The organism is Streptomyces sp. NPDC037100 (genome assembly GCF_055606225.1).
Genome location: NZ_JBVJSX010000004.1, coordinates 218487 through 235375, shown reverse-complemented (window position 1 = coordinate 235375; position 16889 = coordinate 218487). Strand labels below are relative to the sequence as shown.

The window sequence follows — 16889 nt, the reverse complement described above, 5'->3', positions numbered from 1 at the left end:
AGCAGGAGCCGCCGGAGCCGCCACAGCAGGAGCCGCCGGAGCCGCCACAGCAGGAGCCGCCGGAGCCGCCACAGCAGGAGCCGCCGGAGCCGCCAAAGCAGGAGCCGCCAGACCCGCCACAGCAGGAGCCGCCGGAGCCGCCAAAGCAGGAGCCGCCAGACCCGCCACAGCAGGAGCCGCCGGAGCCGCCACAGCAGGAGCCGCCAGACCCGCCACAGCCGGAGCCGCCAGACCCGCCACAGCCGGAGCCGCCGGAGCCGCCACAGCAGGAGCCGCCAGACCCGCCACAGCAGGAGCCGCCGGAGCCGCCACAGCAGGAGCCGCCAGACCCGCCACAGCAGGAGCCGCCGGAGCCGCCAAAGCAGGAGCCGCCGGAGCCGCCACAGCAGGAGCCGCCGGAGCCGCCACAGCAGGAGCCGCCAGACCCGCCACAGCAGGAGCCGCCGGAGCGGCCTACGGCAGCACGAACCCCGGATCCATCCCGCCCAGCGCGCTCACACACAGACAGTCCCGCTCGCCCTCCGCGGGCAACCCCGCCACCGCGTCGAACAGCACTCCCCGCAGCCGGTCCACGTTCGCCGCGAACACCCGGAGCACCTCGTCGTGCGAGACCCCCTCACCGGTCTCGGCACCCGCGTCGAGGTCGGTGACCAGGGTCAGGGACGTGTAGCAGAGCTCCAGCTCACGGGCGAGCGCGGCCTCGGGATGGCCGGTCATGCCCACCACCGACCAGCCCTGCGCCTGGTGCCACAACGATTCCGCACGGGTCGAGAAGCGCGGCCCCTCGACGACGACGAGTGTGCCGCCGTCCACCGGCTCCCAGTCCCGGCCGCGCGCCGCCTTCAGTGCGACGGCCCGCCCGGCAGGGCAGTAGGGGTCGGCCAGCGACACGTGCACCACGTTCGGCACCGAGCCGTCGGGCAGCGGCAGCCCGTCGAAGAAGGTGCCCGCGCGGGACTTCGTGCGGTCGACCAGCTGGTCCGGGACCAGCAGCGTGCCCGGCCCGTACTCGGGGCGCAGGCCGCCCACGGCGCAGGGGGCGAGGACCTGGCGCACGCCGACCGAGCGCAGCGCCCACAGGTTGGCGCGGTAGTTGATCCGGTGCGGCGGCAGGTGGTGGCCCCGTCCGTGCCGCGGCAGGAACGCGACCCGTCGGCCGGCGACATCACCGAGGAAGAGGGAGTCGCTGGGCGGCCCGTACGGGGTGTCGACCTGGATCTCGGTCACGTCGTCGAGGAAGGAGTAGAACCCCGAGCCGCCGATGACGCCGATCCCGGCGCCTGCCCTGTCCGTCGCGTTCGCCTTGTTCGCCATGCCCGCACCCTAACCGCAGGCGGAAACGCCGAGGACCCCGTCGCCCGAAGGTGACAGGGTCCCGTAAGAATCAGGCCTTATGCGGCGGTGGTGCTGCTGCTGGAGGAGCTGCCGGTGCTCGACGACGAGCTCGAAGCGGTGCTCGACGAGCCGGAGTCGGAGGACGACGAGCCCGAGGTGCTCGACGACTTCGCCGCCGGGGAGCTGCTCGACGAGGAGCCGCGGCTGTCGTTCCGGTAGAAGCCGGAGCCCTTGAAGACGATGCCGACCGCCGAGAACACCTTCTTCAGGCGGCCCTTGCAGCTGGGGCACTCGGTGAGGGCGTCGTCGGTGAACTTCTGCACCGCCTCGAGGCCTTCGCCGCACTCGGTGCACTGGTACTGGTAGGTCGGCACTGTCTTCCTCCTGGCACTCTCACTCGATGAGTGCTAACGACGATCCATAGTGACGTATTCCGGCCGCTCAGTCCACTGCCACCGGCACGCGGTGACCCACGCCACGTGCGACGGTCCGGCCGTTGCCCCGCGCCACCAGCCTGGAACGCAGGGCCAGGAGGGTCACCAGGGCCAGCATGGTGCCGCCCATCGGCACCAGGAAACCGGCGCCTGACCAGAAGCGGTCCTCCAGCTGTCCGGCGACCGTGACGGCGGCGGCCTGGCCGAGCGCCACCGCTCCGGTCAGCCAGGTGAAGGCCTCGGTGCGGGCGCCGGCCGGGACCAGACTCTCGACCAGGGTGTAACCGGTGATCAGGGCGGGCGCGATGCACATGCCGACCAGCAGGCCGAGGCCCGCGAGGGCCGGCACCGAGTGAGCGGCCCACAGGCCCGACGCGGTGAGGGCGAGCGCCGTGTAGCCGACGACCAGGCGCCGCTGCGGGGCCGCCTTCCAGGCGATCGCGCCGCAGACCACGCCGGAGAGCATGTTGCCCGCGGCGAAGACGCCGTAGAGGACGCCGTTCAGGCCCGGTTCGCCGATCGATTCGGTGAAAGCGGCCAGCGAGACCTGCATGCCGCCGAAGACGGTGCCGATGCCCAGGAAGGTCACGATCAGCACGCGCACTCCGGGGACGCGCAGTGCCGAAGCGTGCTCCACGCGCGCGTGCCCGCTCCCGGCGACCGAGGGCTGCGTGCTCTTCTGCGCGGCGAACAGCAGCCCGCCGAGCAGGGTCAGCGAGGCCTCGGTGACGAGTCCGGCGGCGGGGTCGACGGCCGTGCACAGGGCGGTGGCCAGCAGCGGTCCGACCACGAAGGTCAGCTCGTCCGTGACGGACTCGAAGGCGGCCGCGGTGGTCATCAGCGGCGAGTCCTTGAGCTTGACGCCCCAGCGGGCCCGCACCATCGGGCCGACCTGCGGCACCGAGGCACCGGTCGGGACGGCCGCCACGAACACCGTCCACAGGGGCGCGTCCAGCAGCGCGAGCGCCGTGAGCGTCAGCCCGGCCAGTGCGTGCAGCAGCACTCCGGGGACCAGTACGGCGCGCTGCCCGTAGCGGTCGGCGAGGCGTCCGCTGTAGGGCGCGAACAGGGCCATCGAGACCCCGGTGACGGCCGCGGCGGCGCCCGCCGCTCCGTAGGAGCCGGTGGTGTGCTGCACCAGCAGCACGATGGAGATGGTCAGCATCGCGAACGGCTGGCGTGCCGCGAAGCCGGGGATCAGGAACGTCCAGGCGCCGCGGGTGCGCAGCAGCCGGCCGTATCCCGGGCGAGCGGAAGGCGTCGGGTTCTCCGACGCCTTCGAGGTGACCGTGGACGCCACGGCCCGTGCCTTTCTGCCGCCTGGTAGCGCGGCCCCCTGGCGGGGGGCGCCGAGAGCTGTCCTCTTGCGCGGAACTGCGGTAGATGCCGGGGCCCGGTGAGGAGGGGTGTCCCGACCGCCATACGGTCGCGCCAGCTCTGCGTCAGGCAGAGTTGGTTCGATCTGGATAACGCCTTCATCGTACAGGGATCAAGGGCTCGGCTGCCTGTGAAAGTGAGCACCATGGGGTTGCTCACCCTGTAAATCACAAACGGTGCGAATTGCCCCTCACCGGCCCGCCCCGCCCGTCCCCAGCCAGCCGGCCAGCTTGCCGCCGTGTCCCACGGCCCGCAGCCGGTTCTCGGTCGCGTCCCGGACGGGGTCCGTGGCGACCACGAGGAGCTCGTCCCCGCGTTGCAGAATCGTCGTCGGCAGCGGAACGAAGGACTCGCCCCCGCGCACGATGAGGGTCACGGCGGCGCCGTGCGGCAGCCGCAGCTCGCCCACCTCCACGCCGTGCATCTTCGATTCGCCGGGGATCGCCACGGACAGCAGATGCCCGCGCAGCCGCTCCAGCGGCGCCGACTCGATGCCGAGGTCGGCGGCCTCCGAACCGTCGCCGAGCCGCAGCTTGCGGCCCAGCCACGGCAGCGTCGGGCCCTGCACCAGGGTGTAGACGACGACCAGGATGAAGACCATGTTGAAGATCCGGCGGCTGGCGTCCACGCCCTCCACCATGGGGATGGTCGCCAGGATGATGGGCACCGCCCCGCGCAGCCCCGCCCAGGACATCAGGGCCTGCTCCTGCCAGGACACCCGGAACGGCGTCAGGCAGAACACCACGCTCAGCGGACGCGCCACCATGGTCAGCACCAGCCCGATGACCAGCGCGGGCACGATGTCGTCGCCCAGCTCGTGCGGGGTGACCAGGAGGCCGAGCAGGACGAACATGCCGATCTGGGCCATCCAGCCCAGCCCGTCGGCGAAGCCGCGGGTGGCCGGCCAGTGCGGCAGCCGCGCGTTGCCCATCACCATCGCGGCGAGGTACACCGCGAGGAAACCGCTGCCGTGGGCCAGCGCGCCCGCCGCGTACGCCACCACGGCGATCGCCATCACGGCGATCGGGTACAGGCCGGAGGCCGGCAGGGCCACGTGCCTGAGGCCCCAGGCGCCCAGCCAGCCCACCGCGAGCCCGATCGCCGCACCGATGGCCAGCTCCAGCAGGATCACGCCAAGCAGCACGTACCAGTGATCGACCGGGCCTGCCGTGGACAGGGAGACCACGAGGATGACCACCGGGGCGTCGTTGAAGCCGGACTCCGCCTCGAGCATGCCCGTCACGCGTGAGGGCAGGGGGATCTTCCGCAGCACCGAGAACACCGCCGCCGCGTCGGTCGAGGAGACGATCGCCCCGATGATGAGCGCCTGCCGCCACTCAAGCCCGATCAGGTAGTGGGCCGCCGACGCCGTGACCCCGACACTCACCGCGACACCGGCCAGCGCCAGTGCCGTGGCGGCCGGCAGTGCGGGCTTGATCTCCTTCCACTTCGTGCCCAGACCGCCCTCGGCCAGGATCACGACCAGGGCCGCGTATCCGATGACCTGGGTCAGCTCGGCGTTGTCGAAGTGGATGTCGCCCACGCCGTCCTGGCCCATGGCGACACCGATCCCCAGGTACACGAGCAGGCTGGGGAGCCCGCTGCGCGAGGAGATCCGTACCGCTGCGACGGCGACGAGCAGGACGAGCGAGCAGACGAGCAGGAGCTGGTTGAGGTGGTGAACAGTCAGCGGCCGAATCCTTCCCTGGCCCGCACGCACGCGCGCGTGGGCTCACGTACATCGCACATGACGCTGTGGCGCAGCGCGTCAACTACTTCGTTACCTTACCTAACTCTTGACGAAATCTTGACGCTTCGAGGTGCAAGATCGAACGTCAGTCCGTGCCGGTTCTCGACTCCGCGTCAAGGGGCGGAAGGCCCTGCGCCTATCGTTGCTCCAGCGCTCAGTTAAAAGCACAGCCGAACCTGCCGCTCGCGTTAGGACAGCAAGGACAGCGATGCCCCCCAACACCACCGCCTCCACGGGTCAGCAGCCCGGCAAGTCCGGCAGGAGAAAGGGGCGCAAAGCCCGACTTATCGTGCTCGTCCTCGTGCTGTCCCTCATAGGAGGCGTGGCGTACGGGTCGTACTGGTCCATCAGTACCGTCCGGGCCTCCTTCCCGCAGACCAAGGGCACCCTGACGCTGAAGGGCCTCTCGGGTCCCGTCGAAGTCAAACGCGACAACTACGGCATCCCGCAGATCTACGCCTCCTCCGACGCGGACCTGTTCATGGCGCAGGGCTACGTCCAGGCGCAGGACCGGTTCTACGAGATGGACGTCCGCCGCCACATGGCCTCCGGCCGGCTGTCGGAGATGTTCGGCAAGAGCCAGGTCGACAACGACGAGTTCCTGCGCACCCTCGGCTGGGACCGGGTCGCCAAGCAGGAGTACGACACCAAGCTGTCGGCCTCGACGAAGAAACATCTCCAGGCGTACGCCAAGGGCGTCAACTCCTACCTCCAGGGCAAGGACGACGAGGACATCTCCCTGGAGTACGCGGCGCTGGGCTTCACCAACGACTACAAGCCGCAGGCGTGGACCCCGGTCGACTCGATCTCCTGGCTCAAGGCGATGGCCTGGGACCTGCGCGGCAACATGCAGGACGAGATCGACCGCGCCCTGCTGACCAGCCGCCTCGGCCCGAAGCAGATCGCCGACCTGTACCCGAAGTACCCGTACAGCCGGAACAAGGCGATCGTCCAGGAGGGCCAGTACAGCGAGCTGACGAGCGCGTTCGAGCAGGGCGGCTCGAGCGGCACGTCCGGCGCGTCCGGCACGAGCGGTACATCCGGCACGAGCGGCACCGGCGGCACCGCGGGAGCCTCTGCCGGAACCGCAGGTGCCCAGGGCGCCGCCTCGGGTACGGCCTCGGGCGCGAGCGGCACCGCCTCCGGCGCCTCGGGCACCGCGGGCCTGGACAGCCAGCTCGGCGGCCTGACCCGGGTCCTGGACGACCTCCCGCCGGCCGTCGGCGTGAACGGCGACGGCATCGGCTCCAACTCCTGGGTCGTGAGCGGGGAGTACACCATCACCGGCAAGCCGCTGCTGGCCAACGACCCGCACCTGTCGCCGTCCCTGCCGTCGGTCTGGTACCAGATGGGCCTGCACTGCCGCAGCGTCTCCAGCACCTGCCAGTACGACGTCAGCGGCTACACCTTCGCCGGCATGCCGGGCGTGATAATCGGTCACAACCAGGACATCGCCTGGGGCATGACAAACTCCGGCGTCGACGTCACGGATCTCTACCTGGAGAAGATCACCGGCAACGGCTACCTGTACGACGGCAAGGTCAAGCCCTTCGAGACCCGCGAGGAGACCATCAAGGTCGCCGGCGGCTCGCCCAGGAAGATCGTCGTCCGCGAGACCAACAACGGTCCCCTGCTGTCCGACCGCGACGGGGAGCTCGTCAAGGTCGGCAAGAAGGCCACGGTCGACACCGCCGCACCCGACAGAGGCGACGGCTACGGCGTCGCGCTGCGCTGGACCGCCCTGCAGCCCGGCACCACCATGGACGCCGTCTTCGCCATGGACAAGGCGAAGGGCTGGGGCGACTTCCGCAAGGCCGCATCGCAGTTCGAGGTGCCCTCGCAGAACCTGATCTACGCCGACAACGAGAACCACATCGGCTACACGCTGCCCGGGAAGATCCCCCTCCGCGCCAAGAACGACGACGGCTCCATCCCGGCGCCCGGCTGGGATCCCGAGTACCGCTGGACCGGCTACATCCCGCAGGACGCGCTGCCCTACGAGTACAACCCGGAGCGCGGCTACATCGTCACCGCCAACCAGGCCGTGATCGACTCGGACAAGTACCCGTACACGCTCACCGCGGACTGGGGCTACGGCGCGCGCAGCCAGCGGATCACCGACCTGATCCAGTCGAAGATCAAGGACGGCGGCAAGATCTCCACGGACGACATGCGCCAGATGCAGCTGGACAACAGCAGTGAGATCGCCCGGCTGCTGGTGCCCACGCTGCTGAAGATCGACCCGGAGAACAAGGACGTCCGCGAGGCGCAGAAGCTCCTGGAGGGCTGGGACTACACCCAGGACGCCGACTCCGCGGCAGCCGCCTACTTCAACGCCGTCTGGCGCAACATCCTCAAGCTCGCCTTCGGCAACAAGCTGCCCAAGGAGCTGCGGCCCAAGGGCCAGTGCCTGTGGGTCGACCCGGTCAACACCACCGGCCCGGCCGACGAGGCGCAGAAGGTCCGCGAGTGCGGCCAGCGCGACGCGGACCAGGCGCAGCCCGACGGCGGCGACCGGTGGTTCGAGGTGGTCCGGGGGCTCATGAACCAGCCGGACAGCGACTGGTGGACGACTCCCGAGGTGCGCACCCGCCCCGCCGCCCACAACCGCGACCAGCTGTTCAAGCGGGCCATGATCGACGCCCGCTGGGAGCTGACGGCCAAGCTCGGCAAGGACATCGACTCCTGGAGCTGGGGCCGGCTGCACCGCCTGTTCCTGAAGAACCAGACCCTCGGCACCGCGGGCCCCGGTTTCATCCAGTACGCCCTCAACCGCGGCCCCTGGGAGCTCGGTGGCGGCGAGGCCACGGTCAACGCGACCGGCTGGAACGCGGCCGGCGGATACGGGGTGGTGTGGGTGCCGTCCATGCGGATGGTGGTGAACCTCGGCGACCTCGACAAGTCGAAGTGGATCAACCTCACCGGCGCCTCCGGGCACGCCTACAGCTCCCATTACGTCGACCAGACCGACAAGTGGGCCGACGGTGAACTGCTGCCGTGGGCCTTCTCGGACCAGGCGGTCGAGAAGAGCACGGCCGACAAGCTGGTGCTCAAGCCGTGAGCCACTGACGCCGGCAGGACGAGCGGCCCTCCACGCGCGCGTGGAGGGCCGCTTCGCGTCAGGGCGCCTGCCCGAACCGCCGTACCCCCGACGGTGTCACCACCGCGTGCACCGGCCGGTCGTGCGGCTCCTCCGGGACGTGTCCGACGACCTCGGAGTCGTACAGCAGCACCACCAGGACGGGATGAGCGCCCGCCCGCTCCAGCCGTGCCAGGACCCGGTCGTACGAGCCGCCGCCCCGCCCGAGCCGCATCCCGCGCGCGTCCACCGCGAGCCCCGGCAGCAGTACGGCGTCGGCGGTGGTCACGGCGTCCGGCCCGAGGCGCTCGCCCGCGGGCTCCAGGAGGGCCATCCTGGAGCCGTGCCGGACGGACGCGAGCGAGCCCTCACCCTCGTACGTGCCCCAGTCGAGGTCGTTGTCGGGCAGCAGGACCGGAAGCAGCACGCGCACCCCCCGGGCGCGCAGAGCGTCCAGGAGCGCGAGTGTGCCCGGTTCACTCCCCACGGAGACGTACGCCGCGACCGTGCCGGCCCCCGCCAACTCGGGCAGCTCCAGCGCCCGCCCGGCCAGCGCGGCCGACGTTTCCCGCAGGTCATCCACCGTCAACCTGCTCCTCACCGCGAGGAACCCGCGCCGCAAACTCCGCTTGTCAGGCTCGCCCGGACGTGCGATAGGCCTCAATGGTTGCTCCCGTACCGTCGCAATACGCTCATATGAGCTCCTATGAACCGGAGCCGCAGATTCCATGCAAAGGCACCGGATAGGGTGGCCGCCATGACTCAGTTGCACCCTCGGATCAGCAAGGCTGTCATTCCCGCAGCAGGCCTCGGCACCCGGTTCCTGCCGGCCACCAAAGCCACTCCCAAGGAGATGCTGCCGGTCGTGGACAAGCCCGCGATCCAGTACGTGGTCGAGGAGGCTGTCGCCGCGGGTCTCGACGACGTCCTCATGGTGACGGGCCGCAACAAGCGCCCCCTCGAGGACCACTTCGACCGTAACTACGAGCTCGAGTCCGCCCTGCAGAAGAAGGGCGACGCCGGCCGCCTCGCCAAGGTGCAGGAGTCCAGCGACCTCGCGACCATGCACTACGTCCGCCAGGGCGACCCCAAGGGCCTCGGCCACGCCGTCCTGTGCGCCGCACCGCACGTGGGCGACGAGCCCTTCGCGGTCCTCCTCGGCGACGACCTCATCGACCCCCGCGACCCGCTGCTGCAGCGCATGGTCGAGGTCCAGGAGCAGCGCGGCGGCAGCGTCGTCGCGCTCATGGAGGTCGCCCCCGAGCAGATCCACCTCTACGGATGCGCGGCCGTGGAGACCACCGAGGACAGCGACGTCGTCCAGGTCAGCGGCCTCGTCGAGAAGCCCGACCCGGCCGACGCGCCCTCCAACTACGCCATCATCGGCCGCTACGTCCTCGACCCGCACATCTTCGAGATACTGCGCCGGACCGAGCCCGGCCGCGGCGGTGAGATCCAGCTCACCGACGCCCTCCAGCAGCTCGCCGAGGACGAGAAGATCGGCGGCCCGGTGCACGGCGTCGTCTTCAAGGGCCGCCGCTATGACACCGGCGACCGTGGCGACTACCTGCGTGCCATTGTCCGACTCGCATGCGAACGTGAAGACCTGGGCCCGGACTTCCGGACCTGGCTTCGCAGTTACGTAGCCGAGGAGATGTAGCACGTTGAGCAGCGCCGCGCCCCACGTCACCGGCCAGGACGACTTCGGCCCCGACCACCTCTGGTCGGTGGACGAGCACCTGGAGGACATCCTCGCCACCGTCCGGCCCCTGGAACCCATCGAGCTGCACCTGCTCGACGCCCAGGGCTGCGTCCTCGTCGAGGACATCACGGTGCCGGTGTCCCTGCCGCCCTTCGACAACAGCTCGATGGACGGCTATGCGGTACGGGTCGCGGACGTCGCGGGCGCGAGCGAGGAGTTCCCGGCGGCCCTGGAGGTCGTCGGGGACGTCGCCGCGGGCCAGGCCGAACTGCTCCCGGTGGGCCCCGGTCAGGCCGCCCGCATCATGACCGGCGCCCCGCTGCCGCCCGGCGCCGAGACGGTCGTGCCCGTCGAGTGGACCGACGGCGGCCTCGGCGAGGGCGCGGTGCACGGCATGCGTGCCCGCAGCCTCGGCCCCGAGGGCGCCACCGGGCTCGTGCACGTGTACCGCCCGGCCGAGGCCCGCGCGCACGTGCGCGCGAAGGGCAGCGACGTGAAGGCCGGCGACCGCGCCCTGGAGGCCGGCACCGTCCTCGGCCCGCCCCAGATCTCCCTGCTCGCCGCGATCGGCCGCGGCACCGTCCGGGTACGCCCGCGCCCGCGCGTGGTGGTGCTCTCCACCGGCAGCGAACTCGTCCAGCCGGACACGGAACTGGGCACCGGTCAGATCTACGACTCCAACAGCTTCGCCCTCACCGCCGCCGCCCGCGACGCCGGCGCCATCGCCTACCGCGTGGGAGCAGTCGCCGACGACGCCGAGACCCTGCGCTCCACCATCGAGGACCAGCTGGTCCGCGCCGACCTGGTGGTGACCACCGGAGGCGTGAGTGTCGGCGCGTACGACGTGGTCAAGGAGGCCCTGTCCCACGTCGGCGACGAGGACGAGGCCGGCAGCGGCATCGAGTTCCGCAAGCTCGCCATGCAGCCCGGCAAGCCCCAGGGCTTCGGCTCCATCGGCCCCGACCACACCCCGCTGCTGGCCCTGCCCGGCAACCCGGTGTCGTCGTACGTCTCCTTCGAACTGTTCGTCCGCCCCGCGATCCGCACCCTCATGGGGCTGAAGGACGTCCACCGCCCGACGACCCGGGCGACCCTGTCCGCCGGCAAGGCGCTGACCTCCCCGAAGGGCCGCCGGCAGTTCCTGCGCGGCACGTACGCCGACGGCAAGGTCACGCCGGTCGGCGGCGCCGGGTCCCACCTGGTCGCCGCCCTCGCCCGCGCGGACGCCCTGATCGCCGTCCCCGAGGACACCGTCTCCGTCGAACCCGGCACCGAGGTCGAGGTGGTCCTGCTCGGCCGATAGCCCCTGGTTGGGGGTACCGTGTCGCGCACAACAGGCCCATGCGCCGCACCGCCACGGGCCCGGACCGGGAGCGCCACACAGCATGAGCACGCAGGACCCATCCCCGAAGGACGGCCGGACGCCGGACCGGCTGACGCACATCGACGAGGCGGGCGCCGCCCGCATGGTCGACGTGTCGGAGAAGGACGTGACCGCGCGCACCGCCCGCGCCAGCGGACGCGTCCTCGTCTCGCCCCGCGTGATCGAGCTGCTGCGCGGCGAGGGCGTCCCCAAGGGCGACGCCCTCGCGACCGCGCGGATCGCCGGGATCATGGGCGCCAAACGCACCCCCGATCTGATCCCGCTCTGTCACCCGTTGTCGGTGTCCGGTGTGAAACTGGACCTGTCGGTCGCGGACGACGCCGTGGAGATCCTGGCCACCGTGAAGACGACGGACCGCACGGGTGTCGAGATGGAGGCCCTCACCGCGGTCTCCGTCGCCGCGCTCACCGTGATCGACATGGTCAAGGCGGTCGACAAGGGAGCGGTCATCACGGACGTACGGGTGGAGGAGAAGACGGGCGGCAAGTCGGGCGACTGGAGCCGGGCATGACACTGGACGCGCCGGTCGGCGGCGCACTGCCCGCGCCGTACGCCGCTCTCGTCGTCACGGCCTCGAACCGGGCCGCCGCCGGCATCTACGAGGACAAGGGCGGCCCGTTGATCGCCGACGGCCTGAAGCGCTTCGGCTTCGAGGTCGACGGCCCCCAGGTCGTCCCCGACGGCGACCCGGTGGAGGCCGCCCTGCGCGCCGGTGTCGACGCCGGCTACGACGTCATCGTCACCACCGGCGGCACGGGCATCTCGCCCACCGACCGCACGCCCGAGGCGACGCGCCGCGTGATCGACCACGAGGTACCGGGCATCGCCGAGGCCATCCGCGCGTTCGGCCGGGAGAAGGTGCCGACCGCGGCACTCTCCCGGGGCCTGGCCGGGGTGGCGGGCGGCACGCTGATCGTCAATCTGCCCGGCTCCAGCGGCGGCGTGAAGGACGGCCTCGCCGTCCTGGAACCGCTGCTCGTCCACGCCGTCGAGCAGCTCCGGGGCGGCGACCACCCCAGACCCGGCAGCGGGGGTGCGAGCTGAACAGCCCATCCTGGCCCGTGGAGCTGGTGGACGGCGACATCGTCCTCAGGCCGATAAAGCTGCGCGACCAGCGGGCATGGCGCGAGGTCAACCGGCGTAACCGCGACTGGCTGCGCCCCTGGGAGGCGACGATCCCGCCGCCCACGCCTGGCGGGCCGATGACACACCGCCCGACCTTCCGCCAGATGGTCCGCCACCTGAGGTCCGAGGCGAACGCGGGCCGGATGCTGCCCTTCGTCATCGAGTACCAGGGGCGGCTGGTCGGGCAGTTGACCGTCGCCGGGATCACCTGGGGCTCGATGTGCTCGGGGCACGTCGGTTACTGGGTGGACGAGTCGGTGGCCGGCCGCGGGGTGATGCCGACGTCGGTGGCGCTCGTCGTGGACCACTGTTTCCGCACCGTCGGGCTGCACCGCATCGAAGTCTGCATTCGCCCGGAGAACGGGCCCAGCCGCCGGGTCGTGGAAAAACTCGGATTCCGCGAGGAGGGGCTGCGGCCGCGCTATCTCCACATCGACGGAGCATGGCGCGACCATCTCGTCTTCGCCCTCACGGCCGAGGAGGTGCCGGACGGCTTGCTGAAGCGCTGGCACCGGGCACGGTCGCAGAGCAACCCGGGAATGCGGCGCCACCCCGGAAATTGAATATATGTTCGAAATTGATCGGTCGATGACCGTCTCGGGGCAATGAATTCCCGGCCTGAGCGGTCTGCTGATCGCATCGGTCACAAAAAAAGTTCGAAATATCAGCCAGATCGTGCGACACACCGGCTCAATTGGCAGATGGCCTCACACAAACCCCTCTACGGTGTGAGACGTGAGCAGCAGCGGCCTCATCTACGCAGTCATTGTCGGGGCCTGGGCCGCCTACTTGGTGCCGATGTGGCTCCGTAGGCAGGACGAGCTGAACGAGGCCCGTCCGACGGAACGCTTCAGCACCGCCATCCGGCTGCTGTCCGGACGGGCGGGCATGGAGCGCCGGTACGCCAAGGACCTGCGGGCGCGCTCCACCGACGAGGGGGAGCAGGACGCCGACGCCCCGGACGCCGTCACCGACTCGGTGGACGTCCGGGCCTTCGCCGTGTCCAAGACCCGTCCGCAGACCCAGGCACCCGTACCGTCGCCCGCCCCCGAGCAGCCGGCCCGCCCGGCCACCCCCGAACCCCAGGCCCGGCAGTCGCCCGCATCCGACGCGGCACGCACCGGGCCCCCCCGGGAGCGGGTGCCCGCCGCCCGGCGCGGCGCCTCGGCGCAGGCGGACCAGGCGGCCGCAGCGCGAGCCCGGCGCTCGAAGGTCCTCGCGCGCCGTCGGCGCACCACCACCATGCTGTTCCTCGCCTTCACCCTCGGCGCGATCGTCGCCGCGGTCGGAGGACTCGCGTTCCTGTGGGCTCCCGGCGTGCCCGCGGTCATGCTCAGCGTCTACATCGCCCATCTGCGCTCCCAGGAGCGGCGTCGCTTCGCCTACCAGATGGACCGCCGGATGGCCGAGGCCGCGGCCCAGCGCCTGCGGGAGCGGCAGCGCCAGCCCCGTCGGCGGGCCATGGCCGACGAGGAGAGCGACGAACCGGAGGAGGGACCCGAGTCGGTGACCGACCCCGGCCTCTCCGCCCTCGCGGCGGACCGGCGCGCCCTCGTCGAGCAGACCGACCACGCGGAGTGGGTCGACCAGCAGCGCGAGCGGCAGCGGCGGCCCGGGCAGGGCGGCGACAGCTGGGAGCCGGTGCCGGTGCCTCTGCCCACCTACGTGACGGCCCCGGTCGCCCCGCGGGCCACCAGCGACGTGGACCTCGGTGCCCCCGACACCTGGAGCTCGGCCCGGTCGAGCACGGTGACCCCCGACGCGGACGACGACTCCGGCGCCGACCATCCGGGCGAGCCGCACCCGTCCGCCCAGGACACCGGCGACGGCGACGGACTCACCGACGCCGTCCCCCACGCTCGAACGCGCTCGCGCGGGGAGACCCCCAGGGCGGCCTCCGCCCGGCGGGCCCGGGAGCGCGGCCGCACCCCGCTGTTCGACCAGTACGAGGACGGGGAGCGGCCCCGGGCCGCGAACGAGTAGCGCCGCGAAGCCGCAGGTGACCGCCCCTGGGGAACGGATTTCCAAGCAGGCCGATCGGGGTGCTAAAGTTTCACTCGTTGCAAGGGCCTGTGGCGCAGTCCGGTAGCGCACCTCGTTCGCATCGAGGGGGCCAGGGGTTCAAATCCCCTCAGGTCCACGCAGCTCAGAGCCCGGTCGGGAAACCGACCGGGCTCTGACGTATGTTCAGGCCCCGGACGGTGAGCGACGGGCGGCGGCGGCCCGCACCGCGTGACACGGGCCACAGCCGGAGCCGTCGCTGAGTGCCCGTCAGCCGGCCGGCCGCAGGTCCTTGGCGAAGCACCGGCTCGCCTCGTGGTGGCGGTAGTAGCCGAATTTGGCGCACGGCTCGTAGCCGCTGGACGTGTACAGGGCAATGGCCTCGGGCTGCTTGGTGCCGGTCTCCAGGACCATGCGGACGCGGCCGGCCGTGCGTGCGTCCTCCTCCAGAGCGGCCAGGACGCGCCGGGCCAGGCCCCGGCCGCGCATGGCGTCGACCACGTACATGCGCTTGAGCTCGGCGTCGCCGTCGAGGTTGCCCTCGCCGTTGGTGTCCTGGGCGCGCCAGCCGCCCGAGGCGACGGGGGTGCCGTGCTCGTCGTACGCGATCAGGTACACGCCGTTCGGCGGGTCGAAGTCCGCGGCGGCCATGGGCGTGGCGTCGCCGTCGTCGCCGTAGCGGACGGCGTACTCGGCCTGGACCTGGTCGTTCAGCTTCATGGCGTCGGGATGGTCGAAGGAGACCCGGCGTATGTGCATGGCCGCTACCGTATTCGATCCGGAACTGGACCTCGTCCAGCGTGCCGGTATCGTGCCGGGGTACTCACTGTGACCTCCGACAACGGGTCCTGCCGATGAGGTCGCCTGTGATGTCGAGGAGAGTGTTTTGCTGACAGTGACCTCTGTGAATGTGAACGGGCTGCGCGCCGCCGCGAAGAAGGGTTTCGTGGAGTGGCTCGCCGACACCGAAGCCGATGTGCTGTGCCTGCAGGAGGTGCGCGCCGAGCCGGAGCAGTTGCCGGAGTGCGTCCGCACGCCCGAGGGGTGGCACGTGGTGCACGCGCCGGCCGCCGCCAAGGGACGGGCCGGGGTGTCCCTGTACAGCCGCCGCGAGCCCGACCGGGTCCGGATCGGATTCGGCTCGGAGGAGTTCGACGGCAGCGGGCGGTACGTGGAGGTCGACCTGCCGGGGGTCACCGTCGCTTCCCTCTACCTGCCCTCCGGCGAGGTCGGCACCGAGCGGCAAAACGAGAAGGAACGCTTCATGGGCGAGTTCCTCGCCTACCTGAAGGGGCTGCGGGAGCGTGCGGCCGCCGACGGACGCGAGGTGCTCGTCTGCGGCGACTGGAACATCGCCCACCAGCGGGCCGACCTGAAGAACTGGCGCGGCAACCAGAAGAGCTCGGGGTTCCTGCCGGAGGAGCGGGAATGGCTGGGGCGGGTCTTCGACGCGGCCGACGGTGGGTACGTCGACGTCGTACGCGCCCTGCACCCGGACGTCGAGGGGCCGTACTCGTGGTGGTCGTACCGGGGGCGGGCCTTCGATCGGGATACGGGTTGGCGGATCGATCTCGCCGTCGCGACCCCAGGGCTCGCGGAGAGGGCGGTCAAGGCGTTTGTGGAGCGGGCGGCCAGCCATGACGAACGGTGGTCGGATCACGCCCCCGTGACGGTCGTCTTCGAGATGTGAGGCGATTTGGGGGGGGTGCCGACACTCGGCACACCCTCATGCGCCGTAGGGCGGATCAGGGACACGACTCGATCGTGAAGGTCAGCCGGGAGGTATCGGGCCCGACCAATCGCTCCGGTCCGCCGCCCGACCGCCCCTTGGCGACCATGACACGAACTCGATCCCCGAGGAGCTGCCCCCGGGGCACCTCGCCGTCCGTGGCGAACGCCTCGCGGTAGCGGCTGACGGTGTACTCGTCGAGCCAGTCGGCGCGGATGGCAGCGGGAGCTGGGCAGGTCACGCCGCGGGCAGAGGCACGGCAGACGTAGTCACCGTACGCATACGCCCTTCGGGCGGCGAAGTACATGCGGCCACCGCACCCGGTGCAATGCGCGACCCCGATGAGCAGCGACGTCTCCCGCCCCTTGGGGTGGGTGCCGTTCGAGCGGGCGTTGAGGGCGTCCTGGAGGGCCTGGAACTCCTCTTCAGCGAGGAGCGGGGGGCCGATCAGCACGGGTGAGCCCTCAGCGTCACGGACGGTCATCCCCTTGTGAACCCGGTGGCCCATAAGTGCCGGGGTACGGAGGATCTTGCACAGGCTGCCTGCTGTCCAGCGAAAACGCGCGAAGTCGCGTCCGTGGCGTCGCCCACCCGTGGGGCGTCCCTGCAGCTGGGCGTGGCGATCGCGTGGCACCAAGACGCCCGCAGTCTCGAGTTTGTGAGCGATGGCCACCAGGGACAGTCCCGAGTGGACGTCGTCCACGATCGCGCGGACAACGGTGACAGTCTCCGGGTCGGGAGCCAGACACCACCCGATGCCCGAGGGGTGCGGTGCCTTCTTGTACCCGAACGGAACCAGGCCCCCGCCGTATCGGCCAGTGGCTCGCAGCACTTCGTGGGCGCTGGTGAGACGAGCGGAAATGGCGCGGGTCTCTTGCTCCGCGGCATAGGCCAGATTCATGCATTGGCGGATCGCGTCGTCGTTGGCCCGCGGTGTGACACGAGCGGCTGACCTTCCTCGGGCATGCCGAAG

At 71.0% G+C, this 16889-nt stretch carries 15 protein-coding genes and 1 tRNA gene; 9 read left to right on the top strand and 7 right to left on the bottom strand.

Annotation, left to right across the window (positions count from 1 at the left end; genetic code table 11):
- Positions 1–453: 453 nt before the first annotated feature.
- From ACZ7EG_RS15255 to ACZ7EG_RS15240, 4 genes are all read right to left on the bottom strand, one after another.
- Entirely contained in the window at positions 454–1314 is an 861-nt protein-coding gene (locus tag ACZ7EG_RS15255; RefSeq protein ID WP_402706346.1) for an S-methyl-5'-thioadenosine phosphorylase, read from the bottom strand.
- A gap of 77 nt (positions 1315–1391) precedes the next feature.
- The gene (locus ACZ7EG_RS15250; protein WP_471077671.1) at positions 1392–1709 is read right to left on the bottom strand and encodes an FmdB family zinc ribbon protein; all 318 of its coding nucleotides are present in this window, start codon (positions 1707–1709) and stop codon (positions 1392–1394) included.
- 67 nt (positions 1710–1776) lie between these two features.
- The gene (locus tag ACZ7EG_RS15245; RefSeq protein WP_471077668.1) at positions 1777–3069 is read right to left on the bottom strand and encodes an MFS transporter; all 1293 of its coding nucleotides are present in this window, start codon (positions 3067–3069) and stop codon (positions 1777–1779) included.
- Between the two features lie 267 nt (positions 3070–3336).
- Positions 3337–4866, bottom strand: coding sequence for a potassium/proton antiporter (locus ACZ7EG_RS15240; RefSeq protein ID WP_471077665.1), 1530 nt, complete (start codon positions 4864–4866; stop codon positions 3337–3339).
- A 238-nt stretch (positions 4867–5104) separates the two neighbouring features.
- Here ACZ7EG_RS15240 and ACZ7EG_RS15235 point away from each other — a divergent pair, with 238 nt between their 5' ends.
- On the top strand, positions 5105–7957 hold the full coding sequence (locus ACZ7EG_RS15235) for a penicillin acylase family protein (protein WP_471077662.1): 2853 nt from the start codon (positions 5105–5107) through the stop codon (positions 7955–7957).
- A gap of 58 nt (positions 7958–8015) precedes the next feature.
- Here ACZ7EG_RS15235 and ACZ7EG_RS15230 read toward each other — a convergent pair whose 3' ends face one another.
- A complete protein-coding gene (locus ACZ7EG_RS15230; protein WP_471077659.1) occupies positions 8016–8564 on the bottom strand; it encodes a 5-formyltetrahydrofolate cyclo-ligase in 549 nt (182 codons plus the stop codon).
- 168 nt (positions 8565–8732) lie between these two features.
- Between ACZ7EG_RS15230 and galU the strand changes: the two genes are divergently transcribed.
- The 7 genes from galU to ACZ7EG_RS15195 all read left to right on the top strand — a co-directional run bounded on the left by galU (position 8733) and on the right by ACZ7EG_RS15195 (position 14326).
- Positions 8733–9635 carry a UTP--glucose-1-phosphate uridylyltransferase GalU gene (gene galU, locus ACZ7EG_RS15225; protein WP_471077656.1) on the top strand — a complete coding sequence of 301 codons (903 nt, stop codon included), beginning with the start codon at positions 8733–8735 and terminating at the stop codon, positions 9633–9635.
- A gap of 4 nt (positions 9636–9639) precedes the next feature.
- Positions 9640–10980, top strand: coding sequence for a molybdotransferase-like divisome protein Glp (gene glp, locus ACZ7EG_RS15220; RefSeq protein WP_471077653.1), 1341 nt, complete (start codon positions 9640–9642; stop codon positions 10978–10980).
- A gap of 82 nt (positions 10981–11062) precedes the next feature.
- Complete coding sequence (gene moaC / locus ACZ7EG_RS15215; protein ID WP_471077650.1) at positions 11063–11572, top strand: cyclic pyranopterin monophosphate synthase MoaC; 510 nt, start codon at positions 11063–11065, stop codon at positions 11570–11572.
- Positions 11569–12105: a MogA/MoaB family molybdenum cofactor biosynthesis protein gene (locus ACZ7EG_RS15210; protein ID WP_471077647.1), complete on the top strand. Its 537-nt coding sequence runs from the start codon at positions 11569–11571 to the stop codon at positions 12103–12105. Before moaC ends, ACZ7EG_RS15210 begins: the two co-directional genes overlap by 4 nt.
- Before the next feature lie 17 nt (positions 12106–12122).
- Entirely contained in the window at positions 12123–12749 is a 627-nt protein-coding gene (locus ACZ7EG_RS15205; protein WP_471077644.1) for a GNAT family N-acetyltransferase, read from the top strand.
- Positions 12750–12921: 172 nt separating this feature from the next.
- Entirely contained in the window at positions 12922–14169 is a 1248-nt protein-coding gene (gene sepX / locus ACZ7EG_RS15200; protein ID WP_471077641.1) for a divisome protein SepX/GlpR, read from the top strand.
- Between the two features lie 83 nt (positions 14170–14252).
- Positions 14253–14326, top strand: a tRNA-Ala gene (locus ACZ7EG_RS15195).
- Positions 14327–14457: 131 nt separating this feature from the next.
- Here ACZ7EG_RS15195 and ACZ7EG_RS15190 read toward each other — a convergent pair.
- Positions 14458–14946 carry a GNAT family N-acetyltransferase gene (locus ACZ7EG_RS15190; protein ID WP_471077638.1) on the bottom strand — a complete coding sequence of 163 codons (489 nt, stop codon included), beginning with the start codon at positions 14944–14946 and terminating at the stop codon, positions 14458–14460.
- A gap of 127 nt (positions 14947–15073) precedes the next feature.
- Between ACZ7EG_RS15190 and ACZ7EG_RS15185 the strand changes: the two genes are divergently transcribed.
- Entirely contained in the window at positions 15074–15877 is an 804-nt protein-coding gene (locus ACZ7EG_RS15185; protein WP_471077635.1) for an exodeoxyribonuclease III, read from the top strand.
- A gap of 55 nt (positions 15878–15932) precedes the next feature.
- On the opposite strand, the gene ACZ7EG_RS15180 is transcribed toward ACZ7EG_RS15185, so the two are convergent.
- Entirely contained in the window at positions 15933–16817 is an 885-nt protein-coding gene (locus ACZ7EG_RS15180; RefSeq protein ID WP_471078789.1) for a recombinase family protein, read from the bottom strand.
- Between the last annotated feature and the right edge of the window lie 72 nt (positions 16818–16889).